This is a genomic window from Halomonas salipaludis (assembly GCF_002286975.1).
Taxonomy (GTDB): Bacteria; Pseudomonadota; Gammaproteobacteria; order Pseudomonadales; family Halomonadaceae; genus Franzmannia; species Franzmannia salipaludis.
The window spans coordinates 32,847-45,980 of sequence record NZ_NSKB01000010.1 but is presented as its reverse complement, the minus strand read 5'-3'; the positions used below and the strand labels follow the sequence as shown (position 1 = coordinate 45,980).

Sequence of the window (13,134 nt, the reverse complement as noted above, 5' to 3'; positions counted from 1 at the left end):
GCTCAGGCCAGGCGCTTGATTTCGAGGCTGTCGAGGTAGGCCTGGGGATTCTCGGGATCGAAGGTCTTGCCATCGAAGAAGGTCTCGACGCCCCGCGAGGTCGAGTCGGGAATGTCGCTTGATGCCACGCCGAGTCGGTCGGCGGCTTGGCGCCACAGATCCTCGCGATTGACCTGCTCGACCAGGGCGGCGCTGTCCATGTCTTGCGGCAGATATCCCCAGCGCTTGTTCTCGGTCAGGAACCAAAGATCGTGGCTCTTGTAGGGGTAAGAGGCATGACGATCCCAGTAGCGCATCATCTGCGGATGATCCTCGACGACTCGGCCAGTACCGTAGTCGAAGTTACCTTGGATACGATCGATAAGGTCGCCATAGGGGGCGTGAATCCAGCGCCGGCGCGAGCAGATCTGTGCCATCTCTTCATGGTTGGCCGGATCTTCGCACCACATCTGTGCCTCCATGATCGCCATCAACAAGGCCTGGGTGGCATTGGGGTTGGCTTCCACGTAGTCACTGCGCATGGCGAAGGCTTTTTCCGGATGATCGTTCCACAGTTCGCCGGTGGTATTGGCGGTATAGCCGATTCCCTGGTTGACCAGCTGGTGGTTCCATGGCTCGCAGACGCAGAAGGTATCCATGCTGCCAACGCGCATGTTGGCGACCATCTGGGCGGGCGGGATGGTGATCGTCGACACGTCACGGTCGGGATCGATGCCGCCCGCCGCCATCCAGTAGCGAATCCACATGTCATGGGTGCCGCCGGGAAAGGTCATAGCAGCACTGGCCTCGTCGCCGCCGGCGCGTTTCTCGGCCAGGGCCTGGCCGAATTCACGAGTATCGAGCTGCACCTCGAGGTCGGCATAGTCGCTACCCACCGAGATGCACTGGCCGTTGAGATTGAGGCGCGCCAGGATGCTCATCGGCACCGGCTGGTTGTTGGGTGTGACCGCGCCGGAGCTGATCAGGTAGGGCATGGGGGTGAGGATATGCGCACCGTCGATGCCGTTGCGCTGTGAGCCGAGCACCAGGTTGTCGCGGGTGGTGCCCCAGGACGACTGCTTGAGTACCTCGACATCGGTCATGCCGTGCTTGGCGAAGAAGCCCTTTTCATCGGCGACGAACAGCGGAGCGGCATCGGTCAGGGCGATAAAGCCGAGCTTGGCCGCAGTGGTCTCCGGCTTGCCGTCGGCAAAGGCCCAGCTCACCGGCAAACTGCTGAGCAGCGCCGAGCCGCCGACCAGGGTGGCGGAGTTCTTCAGGAAGCGACGACGCTGAGGGGAGTAACCCTTGAATCTGTTGTTGTTCATATGATGGCTCCAAACAAAGAAACGGCGCCTGATGTAAGCCCCCACTCACTGGGGGACTCTTATCAGACGCCGTTGTCCGGTATTGAGAACTGCCTGGGAGCTGAACCGTCGTTGACTCAGCGTACGCCAATACCGTTGCAGTTAGGGTGCCATTCTTATCTGTAATGGTGCTGTTTCTTTCGCTAACAAGGACTTGCGTATAGTGGCCTGGTTTCGGTGATATCTCGCTTGGCGTTGTATTGGTGCGCATTCATGATGCATCGCACCACTTACGCCCTCAGGCCTGGCGCTTTTGTAGAATATCGGCCAGATCGATAATGGTCTTGGCCATCTCGGCCATGCTCTTACTCTGATCCATGGAGGCCTTGCGCATGAAACGATACGCCTCCTCTTCGCTCATCTGCTGATGTTCCATGATCATGCCCTTGGCTCGGTCGATCAGCTTGCGTTCGCGAAGTGTCTTGCGGGTATTTTCCAGCTCATCGCTGATATGTTGCAGTCGCGCATTCTGGGATTGCATCAGGTCTATCAGGGCCCGGTTGAGCCTCGATTCCACGGCATTGGCGGTCAATTGGCCGAGCTCGTGGGTGGCCTCCTGTGGGAAAAGGTCGGCCAGCTGTTCGCAGGTCGAGCAGTGTTCGATAGCATCCTGAAGCGAGGCGTCCAACTGCTGCTGGTCGTTGATGTCGGCTTGGGCCTGCTCGATCTTGCGATGGCAGAGCTGCGAGAGCTCGGCCGCCAGCTGCGCCTCGACCTGCTGCATGGTATCGATGCGTGCGGTCGTCAGTTCGTACCAGGTCTCGCCCAGGTCGCGGTCCAACTGCTGCGCAGCGTCGGTGCAGGCGCGCTCGCGCAGCTGCTGGATGCCGTCCTGGGTACGCAGCGACAGCTGTTGCTGCCAATATTCGCGGGTGGCGTCGCTGGCAAACTCGCTGAAGGTATCGAAGCAGCGCTGCTGGGCGTCGATCAGCTGCAGCAGTAGCTGGCGGTGGGGGGCGTCGAACTCACCGGCGGTAAACCCGATGGCCCCGCAGGCGCGCTCCTGGCCGGCCAGCTCCTTGCCCTGCATGAAGTGGAAAATGGCCACCAGCGAGCGCGTCACGTCGGGGTCGTCGGCGGTGTCGGCGGCATCGAAGACCACGGCCAGCAGCCCCCCGATCAACCGGTTGTAGGTGCGCGTCGCGGCATCGGCGCTGATCGCCAGCGTTTCGATGTCGCGGCGCAGGCCGGCGAGGTCGTCGAGAGCGACCCATACACAGGCGATGCGCTTGAGCAGGCGAGCGCTGCTCGCGGCGTATTGCGGGAGGTGGTCGAGGCGCTCGCGAATGGCCCGCTCGCGGGTGAGGCTGTCGGCCACCCGCTCCAGACGACGGCTGGCGAAGCGCTGGCCATGGGAGGCGAGAAACACATTCGAGGCACCACGCTCTTTCTGCAGCGCATGAATGAAGCGGCTGATATCGCCGACCAGTTCGCAGGTGGTGGCGAGGTGCTGAAGGTTGTCGATCTCGCTACGCTTGGCGGCTTGCAGCAGGCGGTGTGCGGGGTTCATGGGCGAGACCTCCTGAGTAAATGACGCATCATCTCCCGTCATGCAAGCCGCCGCCCTTGCGAGCGGCGGCTTGCTGTCGAGCCGAGCCTGGTGTCGGCGCGGGTTACGCTCAGCGCAGCGAGAGTGCCCCGGCACCGGTGTTTTCGCCCACGGCATCCTGGTAGGCGTCGGCCTCTTCGGCTTCGGTCTCCGGCGAGAAGCGCACCAGCAGGGCGCAGGAGGCCAGCACCAGCACGATCAGCCCGAGGTAGAACAGCCCTTGCTGATAGGTGATGGCTTCCGAGCGGAACAGGAAGGCCGCTGCCACGGCACCGACGTTGCCGCCGGCACCGACGATGCCGGCCACGGCGCCCAGCGCGCGCTTGTTGATGAAGGGCACCACGCCGTAGGTCGCGCCCTCGGCCATCTGCACGAACAGGCTGAACACCAGCATGATGCCGATGGCGTAGGAGAGCACGTGCATCTGCGAGAAGGCCACCAGGGCGATGCCTTCGCACACCAGGGCGATGAACAGCCAGCGCACGCGGCCCTTGAGGCCACCGTTGCGTGCGAAGAGGTCGGAAAAGATCCCGCCCATGGTACGGGCGAAGATATTCATCAAGCCGAACAGCCCGGCAATCAGGCCGGCGGTGGCCAGGGTCAGGTCGAAGTGATCGAAGAAGTAGATGGCGGCAATGTTGTTGATGGTCAACTCGACGCCGAAGCAGATGGCATAGACCACGAACAGCGCCCAGACGCGGATGTCCTTGGCCGCCGCCAGGAAGGTCTGGCCGGCACCGCTGTCGCCGTCTGCCTGGGGTAGTTCGCCCCGGGCGCGCAGGTCCTCGAAGTTGCCGTTGGGCGCATCCTGGGTGAAGCGGTAGTAGCAGATACCGGTAATGAACAGCACCACGCCGGGTACCACCATGGCCAGGCGCCAGCCGAGCGTCTCGCTGACACCCAGCATCAGCAGGCCGGAGAAGATCAGCGGCATCAGGATCTGCGTAGTACCACCGCCCAGGTTGCCCCAGCCGGCGCTGGTGGCATTGGCGGTACCCACCACGTTGGGCGCGAACATCATGGTGGTGTGGTACTGGGTGATGACGAAGGAGGCACCGATGGCACCGATGGCTAGGCGTGCCAGCAGGAAGGTCTCGAAGCTGTTGGCGAAGCCGATGGCCATTACCGGAATCGAACCGAGGATCAGCAGCCCGGAGTAGGCCTTGCGTGGGCCGATACGGTCGCAGAGCACGCCGATCAGCAGGCGCACGATCACGGTGATTGCCACCGAGGCGATGATGGTGTTACCGATCTGGGTCTGGGTCAGCGAGAGGTCTTCACGGACCACCGCCATCAGTGGGGCGATACCGAACCAGCCAAAGAAACAAATGTGGAAGGCGAACCACGAGAAGTGGAAGGCCCGCATCTGGGGGGTGTTGAAGCTCAACAGGCGGATCTTGTTGGCCTTGTTGCGAATATCCATGGGACTAGCCTCGTCAAGTGACGGTCGAACTCACGATCAGGGCCTTCGCCGTTGAAGGTCAGGTCGACGCACTCGTACTCGATTTGAGCCTGGTCCACGTCAATATCTGTCATTCATTAAGCAATTAGTTTGCCGTTTCTTGTATTTTTCTTTTTATTCATGGGCTTGTGATGTTTTGGGTGCGCGCTATGCTGCGCTGCATGGTGCATGTTGGTGCAATGGCAGTGTGGTTACGCCATGCCAGGGTGCAGGAAACTGGGGCGGCTAGGCGTCGGCTTGGGCGTGCTTGCGCCGCCCTGGGGGTGGAAAATGGTACGCTGGATAGGGCCTCGTCGGCGGGCGGTGGCCAGCGTTCAGCGTGAGACGGGTGCAAGGAGACGGGATGGCCAAGAAGAAGGGCGATATTCGTCGCCGTAATGTCGAGAAGATCCTGCTCGCCGCCGAGCGGGTCTTCGCCGAGAAGGGGTATGCGGGCGCCGCCATGGGCGATATTGCTCAGTTGGCTGACCTGCCCAAGTCGAACGTGCACTACTACTTCGCGACCAAGGAGGAGCTGTATCGCGAGGTGCTGCTGGGGTTGCTCGAGGTCTGGAAGCAGGATGCGCTGTGCTTCGAGCTCTACGACGATCCACGTATCGTCCTGTCGAGCTATATTCGCGCCAAGATGCAGCACTCACGCAATCGCGCCTATGGCTCCAAGGTCTGGGCAGCCGAGGTCATGCAGGGCGCACCGGTGCTTCAGGAGCGCCTGCGCGACAACCTCTACGAGTGGGCCAAGCTCAAGGAGGCCAAGATTCGCGAGTGGGTCGAAAGCGGCAAGATTCTGCCGGTGGAGCCGTCGCACCTGCTTTACATGATTTGGGCCTCGACCCAGCACTATGCGGATTTCGACTACCAGATTGCGCTGCTCAACGACGACCGCCCGCTCGATGATATCCAGTTCGAGCGGGCGGTGCAGTCGGTGACATCGGTGATCCTGCGCGGCATCGGCCTGTCGGCCTAGGTTGACCAGCGCCGAGGCTATTTAGGCTGCCGAGATCGAAGGTGGTGATGCTGGTGGTGTTTGTCGCCCTGACGGCAGGGAACATGGCGTAGCGCGATCGCACTGCCCTTGGCAGTGCGGTCGGGGTGATCAGCCGGTACTCAGCTGGCCTGGCGGGGTGTGCTATCGAGGGAGGGAACTCAGAATGTTTCCCATTCCTCGGTTTTTTCATCGTTAGCGCGTTGCAACCTGGGCGGGCTGTTGCTCCCCGTAAGGGTGGCTGCAGATTGGATATCATCGCCTAGCACGAAGGTCCCGATCATGGTGCTGAGATGCTCGGCATGGTTACGCATTTGCATGGCGGCCGAGGAGGTTTGCTGCACCATTGCAGCATTCTGCTGGGTCATGGTGTCCATCTCTGCCACGGCCGTGTTGATCTGACCGATACCCTCGTTTTGCTCCTGAGCACCGGCGCTGATTTCGGCAATCACATCGGTGACTCGCGCAACGCTGGTAACAATTTCCTGCATGGTGGCGCCAGCCTGCTTGACGATAATACTGCCCTCCTGCGTATGTGAAACAGAAGCGTCGATCAGGGTTCGGATTTCGCGTGCCGCATCGCCGCTCCGACTAGCCAGGGTGCGCACTTCCTGAGCGACCACGGCGAAGCCGCGGCCATGTTCACCGGCCCGGGCTGCTTCAACCGAGGCATTGAGCGCTAATATATTGGTTTGGAAAGCGATGCCATCAATCAGTGTAATAATCTCACGGATACGGCTGGCCGAAGCGTCGATATCACTCATGGTGCGCTCGACACTTTGCATCGCGGTTTCCCCTTCGCGGGCCACTGATGCCGTGGATTGAACCAGCTGGTTGGCCTGCTCGGCCGACTGCGTGCTGTGGTTGACCGTTGCCGCGATCTCTTCCATGGAGGCCGACGTTTCCTGAAGGTTGGCTGCGGCCTGTTCGGTACGTGTGGCCAGTTCGTCGCTGCCCTGGGCTATTTCCTGGGCGGCCTGTTGCACACTAGTGGTGCTGCGGCGCACGTCGCGTAGGGTGTCTTGCATCCGTGATACGAAGGCATTGAACTGGGCTGCCAGTTCACCGATTTCGTCGCGACTCTCCACTTTCAGACGGCGAGTCAGGTCGCCCTGTCCTTTAGCGATGTCGCGCATGGCTTCGGCGGTGCGGCGGATCGGCTGCACCGTGCGTCGCACTAGCCAGATGGCGATCACCGATACGCCAACGAAGATCAAAAGTCCTGCCAGGGCAGAGGTCAGAAGAGAACGGCGCAGCTCGACTGCCGCCTGGGTCTCGGCGCTGGCCATGGCGGCATCGATATCGGTGGTATAGACGCCTGCGCCGATCATCCAGTCAAATTCCGGCACGCTGGTGGCATAGGAATACTTCGGCTCTATCGTGCCTGTGGCCGGGTGCTCCCACGGATAGGCGTAATAGCCGCCACCTTGCTGCGCGACATCGATCAGGTCGCTGATGATATAAGCGCCGTCAGGCGCCTGAACGTCCAGCATATGGGTGCCCTCTCTATCGGGCATGGGGGCAGTGACCACGTTAAGTCCGTCATACTGATAGATGAATACGTAGTTGTCGCCTTCGAAGCTAATGGCACGCACGATTTCAGCTGCTTGCTCCTGGCGCTCGGCATCGCTGAGGCTGCGGTTCGACAACACTGGCTGGATGGCCGTGCGGGCGCTTTCCACCACGTCTCGCACACCCGCCTGGCGGGTTTCGATGAGCAGTTCACGCTGTCGCTCGAGGGCGTCATGACTGCTCTGGATGCGGGTATATGCATCCAGGGCCACCAGGCTGCCGGTGGTCAGCAATAGGGGGAGTAGCACGAGTGCCAGAATACGAGTCTGCAGGCCTAGCAAGAACGAGGCTTTGGGAGCCGAAGAAGCCATATTTTATTGTCTCATGGGAGTGCTGGGTTTACTGGCGATAAGCACTCACCCAATCGGCTTGGCTAGGCGCGACTTTAGGGGGCGCTGAAAAATTCAGCATTTGGTCTATGAGTCTGCCCAAGAATGGCTATTGCTCTATCCTCGCGAGGGGCACCGGGCATACCGGTACGCGTCATCTCATTGCAGGCGCCCCGACCGCACTGCCCTTGGCAGTGCGGTCGGGGCGATCGGCCTGTGATCAGCTGGCCTGGCGGAAGGGGTTGCGCGGGTCCTGATCCCAGCTCATATAGGGTTTGCCGGTCTGCTGGGGCAGCATGCTGATGCAGTCCTGCACCGGGCAGGTGATCTGGCACAGGTTGCAGCCCACACACTCCTCTTCGATCACCTCGTAACGCCGCGCCCCGCTGGCGTCGATCAGTTGGGCGATCGACTGGTGGGAGGTGTCCTCGCAGGCGATATAGCAGCGCCCGCATGAGATGCACGTGTCCTGGTCGATGTGCGCGATGGTCTTGAAGTTCATGTCGAGGTGCTTCCAGTCGGTGGTATTGGCCACCGCCTTGCCGCTGAACTCATCGAGCGAGCGATAGCCCTGCTCGGCCATCCAGCGCGACAGGCCGTCCTTCATCTCCTCGACGATGCGAAACCCGTGCAGCATGGCGGCGGTACACACCTGCACGCTGCCGGCGCCGAGGGCCACGAACTCCGCGGCATCGCGCCAGTCCGAGATGCCGCCGATACCCGAGATCGGCAGGTCCTGGGTAGGGGCGTCGCGGGCGATCTCGGCGACCATGTTCAGGGCGATGGGCTTGACCGCACTGCCGCAGTAGCCGCCGTGGGTGCTCTGCTGGCCGACGGTAGGCTTGGCCACCATATTGTCGAGATCGATGCTGGTGATCGAGTTGATGGTGTTGATCAACGATACCGCGTCGGCGCCACCGCGTAGGGCGGCCTGGGCGGCCACGCGGATGTCGGTGATGTTGGGGGTCAGCTTGACGATCACCGGCTTGGAGTAATACTGCTTGCACCAGCGCGCGACCTGCTCGATCAGGTCGGGGTTCTGGCCCACCGCCGCGCCCATGCCGCGCTCCGGCATGCCGTGGGGGCAGCCCAGGTTGAGCTCGATGCCATCGGCACCGGTGGCTTCCACCAGTGGCAGGATATGCCGCCAGGCCGCTTCCTCACAGGGCACCATGATCGAGACGATCAGCGCGCGATCCGGCCAGTCGCGCTTTACCCGAGTGATCTCCTCGAGATTCACTTCCAGCGAGCGATCGGTGATCAGCTCGATATTGTTGAAGCCCAGCACCTCACGGTTATTGCCGAAGTGTGCCGAGTAGCGCGACGAGACATTGACCGCGGGCGGGTCTTCACCCAGGGTTTTCCAGACTACGCCGCCCCAGCCTGCCCGATAGGCGCGCTCGACGTTGTAGGCCTTGTCGGTGGGCGGTGCAGAGGCCAGCCAGAAAGGATTGGGGGATTTGATCCCGGCGAAGTCGATGGACAGGTCGACGCCGTTGACGAGGTGGTCCGTGCGAGTGTTCATGCGGCCTCCTGCTTGGCCAAGAGATCCTGATGAATAGCGTGGGCGGCCAGCTTGCCGTGCTGCACAGCCTGGACGGTGAGATCCTGGCCGGGCGCGACACAGTCGCCGCCGGCGTAGACCCGTGGCAGCGAGGTGCGAAAGGCGTCGTCGACGCGGATGCGCTCGCCGTCGCGGGCCAGCTCGCTGGCCGCCGGGTCGTTCAGGCTGTCGTCATCGAAGCCCTGGCCAATGGCCTTGAATACTGCGTCGGCCTCGACCTCGAAGGTCTCACCGGTGCCTTGCAGTTGCCCCTCGGTCGCGTGGGTTCTTTCGAAGCGCATGCCGCTCACACGGCCTTCGGCGTCAAGCAGCACCTCACGCGGCGTCGCCCAGGTCAGCATGCGCACGCCGTTGACCTTGGCGATCTCCTGCTCGTGACCGGTGGCCGACATGGCCTCCACGCCGCGCCGATAGACCAGGGTCACCTCGTCGGCGCCCAGGCGTGCCATCTGGGTCGCCATGTCGATGGCGGTGTTGCCGGCACCGATCACCACGCAGCGGCGAGCCAGCGGCAGGTCCACGAGATCCTCTGCTTGGCGTAGCTGCTTGATGTAGTCCACGGCTGCTGCAAGGCCCGGGGCATCCTCGCCGGTCAGCCCCAGCTGGCGGCTGGCCCCCAGGCCGAGGCCGAGAAACACGCTGTCGTAGTCGCTATGCAGTTGCGCCAGGCTGAGGTCGTGGCCAAGACGCTGGCCGTAGCGCATCTCGATGCCGCCAATCTCGAGCAGGAACTCGACCTCCTTGCGCGCGAAGTCGTCGGTCATTTTGTAGCGGGCGATACCGTACTCGTTGAGCCCGCCGGGCTTGGCCTCGGCCTCGAAGACGGTGACCCGGTGGCCGAGCATCGCCAGCCGGTGGGCGCAGGCCAGCCCTGCTGGCCCGGCCCCGACCACCGCCACCTGGTAGCCGCTGTCGGCGGCGCGCTGGAACGGATGGCCGTCGAAGCGCGCGTGATCGGTGGCATAGCGCTGCAGCAGGCCGATCAGCACCGGCTGGCATTCGGCATCGTGATTGCGTACGCAGCGCTGCTCGCAGAGGATCTCGGTGGGGCAGACCCGGGCACAGCTGCCGCCGAGGATGTTCTGTTCGAGGATGGTATGCGCGGCGCCGTCGATATTCTGCTCACTGATCTGGCGGATGAAGCGCGGAATGTCGATATCCGACGGGCACGCCTCGATGCAGGGGGCGTCGTAGCAGTACAGGCAGCGCTGGCTCTCGATCAGCGCCTGGCGCTGGGTCAGCGGCGGATGCAGGTCGCTGAAGTTGGCCTCCAGCGCCTCAGACGACGTGCCCGGGCGGCCGGCGACGGCATCGCCGGCCCGGGGCAGATGGGTCAGGTCATGTTTCACGGTAATACCTCGTTGTTGTTGTGGGCCTGTCAGGGGCCTGGCGCTAGGCGCGTTTCACCGGCGTTGGCGCATTGAGCTCGGCGCGGCGTTTGAGCAGCTCGTATACGCCGGGGTAGGCGGGGCGCTCGAGGTAGCGGCCCGCGCCGCGCTCGGCGCGCAGCTCGCCGTCGCGCCATACCCACTTGCCCTGGCTGACGGTGTGACGCGGGATGCCGCGTACCGTCTTGCCCTCGAAGATGTTGAAGTCGACGTTCTGGTGGTGGGTCTCGGCCGAAATGGTGCGGGTGCCCTTGGGGTCCCACACCACCAGGTCGGCGTCGGCGCCAACCTGCACCGCGCCCTTGCGCGGATAGAGGTTGAAGATCCGCGCGGTGTTGGTCGAGGTCAGCGCCACGAACTCCTGCATCGACAGCTTGCCGCTGTTGACCCCCTCCTCCCAGAGTACCGCCATGCGGTCCTCGACCCCGGCGGTGCCGTTAGGGATCTTGGTGAAGTCGTCCTTGCCGGCGGCCTTTTGCTCGGCGCAGAAGCAGCAGTGGTCGGTGGCGGTGGTCTGCAGGTTGCCCGACTGCAGGCCGTGCCACAGCGCCTCCTGATGGCCCTTGGGGCGAAACGGCGGGCTCATCACGTGGGCCGCGGCGCGTCCCCAGTCGGTATCCAGGTAGACGCTGTCGTCGAGCACCAGGTGACCGGCCAGGCACTCGCCGTAGACCGGATGGCCCTGCTGGCGGGCATAGGCGATCTCGTCGACGGCATCCTTGGTGGAGACGTGAACAAGATAGATCGGCGCGCCCAGCGTGCTGGCGATACGGATCGCGCGGCTGGCCGCTTCGCCCTCGACCTGGGGGGGCCGCGACAGCGGGTGCGCCTCGGGCCCGATCATGCCCTCGGCCAGCAGCTTCTGCTGCATGTGGTAGACCAGCTCGCCGTTCTCGGCGTGCACGGTGGGCACCGCGCCGAGCTCCAGGCAGCGCGAGAAGCTCTCCACCAAGATGTCGTCGGTGGCCATGATCGCGCCCTTGTAGGCCATAAAGTGCTTGAAGCTGTTGACGCCGTCGTCGCGCACCAGGGTGCCCATCTCCTCGCGCACGCTGTCATCCCACCAGGTGATGGCGACGTGGAAGGCGAAGTCGGTGGCGGCCTTTTCCGCCCAGCCCTGCCAGGTCTCGAACGCCTCGAGCAGCGACTGACCGGGCTGGGGGATCACGAAATCGATGATCGAGGTGGTGCCGCCGGCCAGCGCCGCGGCGGTGCCGGTATAGAAATCCTCGCTGGCCACGGTGCCCATGAAGGGCAGCTGCATATGGGTGTGTGGGTCGATGCCGCCAGGCATCACGTACATGCCGTCGGCGTCGATGACCTCGCCGCCCTGCGGCGCCTCTAGATTGCTGCCGATGGCTTGGATCTTGCCGTCATCGCAGAGGACGTCGGCGCGGTAGGTGTCGCTGTCGGTGACCACGGTGCCACCGCGAATCAATAGGCTCATGGTGCGTCTCCTGGTGTCGGGATCATTCGCCGTCAGTCAGCCGGGCGTAGGCATCCGGGCGGCGGTCGCGGAAGAACTGCCAGTTGTTGCGCACCTCGCGGACCATATCGAGGTCGATCTCATGGATCAGCAGCTCGTCGTCCTTGTCGCTGGCCTGGGCCTCGATCTTGCCGCGCGGATTGACGATGTAGCTCGAACCGTAGAACTCGCCGATGTTCCAGGGCGCCTCGCTGCCGACGCGGTTGATGGCGGCGATGAAGCAGCCGTTGGCAGCGGCCGAGGCCGGCTGTTCGAGCTCCCACAGGTACTGGGACAGCCCGGCCACGGTCGCCGAGGGGTTGAAGATCACCTCGGCACCGTTGAGTGCCAGCGCCCGCCAGCCCTCGGGGAAGTGACGGTCGTAGCAGATGTAGACGCCGATCTTGCCGTAGGCGGTATCGAACACCGGCCACTCCGACTTGCCGGGCTTGAAGTAGAACTTCTCCCAGAAGCCGGCGACCTGGGGGATATGCGTCTTGTGATACTTGCCGAGATAACTGCCGTCGGCGTCGAAGACCGCCGCAGTGTTGTAGTAGATCCCGGTCACCGTCTCCTCGTAGACCGGCACGATCATCACCATGTGGTGCTTGGCGGCAAGCTTCTGCATCATCTGGCAGGTAGGCCCCTCGGGTACCCGCTCGGCGGCGGCATACCACTTGGGGTCCTGGCTGGGGCAGAAGTAGGGCTGGTTGAAGACTTCCTGAAAGCACAGCACCTGCACGCCTGCATCGGCGGCCTGCTGGATCAGTGGCAGGTGGGCGTCGTTCATGGCATCGCGAATGGCGTCCGGTTCCAGGTCGGTACTGGTGTTCAGCGCCATCTGGATCAGACCAATCTTCATCTTCTGCATGGCATTTCACTCATCTTGTGTTTGTTGTCAGGACAGCCTCCCTGCCGTGGTGGTGCGGGAAGGGCCCAAGGCACGATCTCGGCTGTCAATAAAGTTGACTCATTAGACAGTTTTTTAAGCTAGTCGCCATTGACAGGTTCCTGCAAGAACTTTTTTTCCACCCAGCCAGTTTGTCTATAAGTTATTGTATTGAAAGTTTTATTTGTAGTTCTGTGCGGTTACATCCCCATTTTGGTGATTCTCTGCACCATAATGGAGAAACGTGTTCTCTATATATTTTCATTACATGACAATGGTTTATGATCCATGGCTGAAGGTTTTTGTTAGCTCGATAATGAACCTTGAACCATTATGAAAACTGACTAGCCTGTCATGAAGCGTAAAGGAGATGACTGCGTAGTTGGCTTTTCCTTTCGCTGAAATGACGTCAATTAAGCTGTCTGTAGGGACAGTTTTTCACAAAAATCATTGAGTTGAAGGCCCTGGGCATGCCCTGCGGCGAGACTGGCAGTGACGTCATGCGTCGCCAATGGCGCAACTGGGCACGCTTATTGCGTTGCATCTGACACGTACGCCGCCAGGCGTTGTGACGATATGAGTGACGAG

The 13,134-nt window shown here is 62.3% G+C and carries 9 protein-coding genes; 1 reads left to right on the top strand and 8 read right to left on the bottom strand.

Annotated elements, in window-relative coordinates; all coding sequences use genetic code 11:
- Positions 1-2: 2 nt before the first annotated feature.
- From CK498_RS21955 to CK498_RS21945, 3 genes are all read right to left on the bottom strand, one after another.
- Complete coding sequence (locus tag CK498_RS21955) at positions 3-1,307, bottom strand: CmpA/NrtA family ABC transporter substrate-binding protein (RefSeq protein WP_095622998.1); 1,305 nt, start codon at positions 1,305-1,307, stop codon at positions 3-5.
- A gap of 277 nt (positions 1,308-1,584) precedes the next feature.
- Positions 1,585-2,856, bottom strand: a complete 1,272-nt coding sequence (locus tag CK498_RS21950) for a nitrate regulatory protein (RefSeq protein WP_095622997.1) — start codon at positions 2,854-2,856, stop codon at positions 1,585-1,587.
- A gap of 109 nt (positions 2,857-2,965) precedes the next feature.
- Positions 2,966-4,318: a NarK family nitrate/nitrite MFS transporter gene (locus CK498_RS21945; RefSeq protein ID WP_095622996.1), complete on the bottom strand. Its 1,353-nt coding sequence runs from the start codon at positions 4,316-4,318 to the stop codon at positions 2,966-2,968.
- 382 nt (positions 4,319-4,700) lie between these two features.
- On the opposite strand from CK498_RS21945, the gene CK498_RS21940 reads away from it, so the two are divergent.
- Positions 4,701-5,321, top strand: a complete 621-nt coding sequence (locus tag CK498_RS21940) for a TetR/AcrR family transcriptional regulator (protein WP_095622995.1) — start codon at positions 4,701-4,703, stop codon at positions 5,319-5,321.
- Positions 5,322-5,500: 179 nt separating this feature from the next.
- Here the strand turns inward: CK498_RS21940 and CK498_RS21935 are convergent, their stop codons facing one another.
- The 5 genes from CK498_RS21935 to CK498_RS21915 form a co-directional block, all read right to left on the bottom strand.
- Positions 5,501-7,222: a methyl-accepting chemotaxis protein gene (locus CK498_RS21935; protein WP_095622994.1), complete on the bottom strand. Its 1,722-nt coding sequence runs from the start codon at positions 7,220-7,222 to the stop codon at positions 5,501-5,503.
- Positions 7,223-7,460: 238 nt separating this feature from the next.
- Positions 7,461-8,765 carry an NAD-dependent dihydropyrimidine dehydrogenase subunit PreA gene (gene preA, locus CK498_RS21930; RefSeq protein ID WP_095622993.1) on the bottom strand — a complete coding sequence of 435 codons (1,305 nt, stop codon included), beginning with the start codon at positions 8,763-8,765 and terminating at the stop codon, positions 7,461-7,463.
- Positions 8,762-10,153, bottom strand: coding sequence for an NAD(P)-dependent oxidoreductase (locus tag CK498_RS21925; RefSeq protein ID WP_229359179.1), 1,392 nt, complete (start codon positions 10,151-10,153; stop codon positions 8,762-8,764). The genes preA and CK498_RS21925 overlap by 4 nt, the downstream gene beginning before the upstream one ends.
- Positions 10,154-10,196: 43 nt before the next feature.
- Positions 10,197-11,639 carry a dihydropyrimidinase gene (gene hydA, locus CK498_RS21920; protein ID WP_095622992.1) on the bottom strand — a complete coding sequence of 481 codons (1,443 nt, stop codon included), beginning with the start codon at positions 11,637-11,639 and terminating at the stop codon, positions 10,197-10,199.
- Between the two features lie 22 nt (positions 11,640-11,661).
- Positions 11,662-12,528 (bottom strand): nitrilase-related carbon-nitrogen hydrolase, encoded by an 867-nt coding sequence (locus CK498_RS21915; protein WP_095622991.1) that lies wholly within the window; start codon positions 12,526-12,528, stop codon positions 11,662-11,664.
- Positions 12,529-13,134 lie beyond the last annotated feature (606 nt).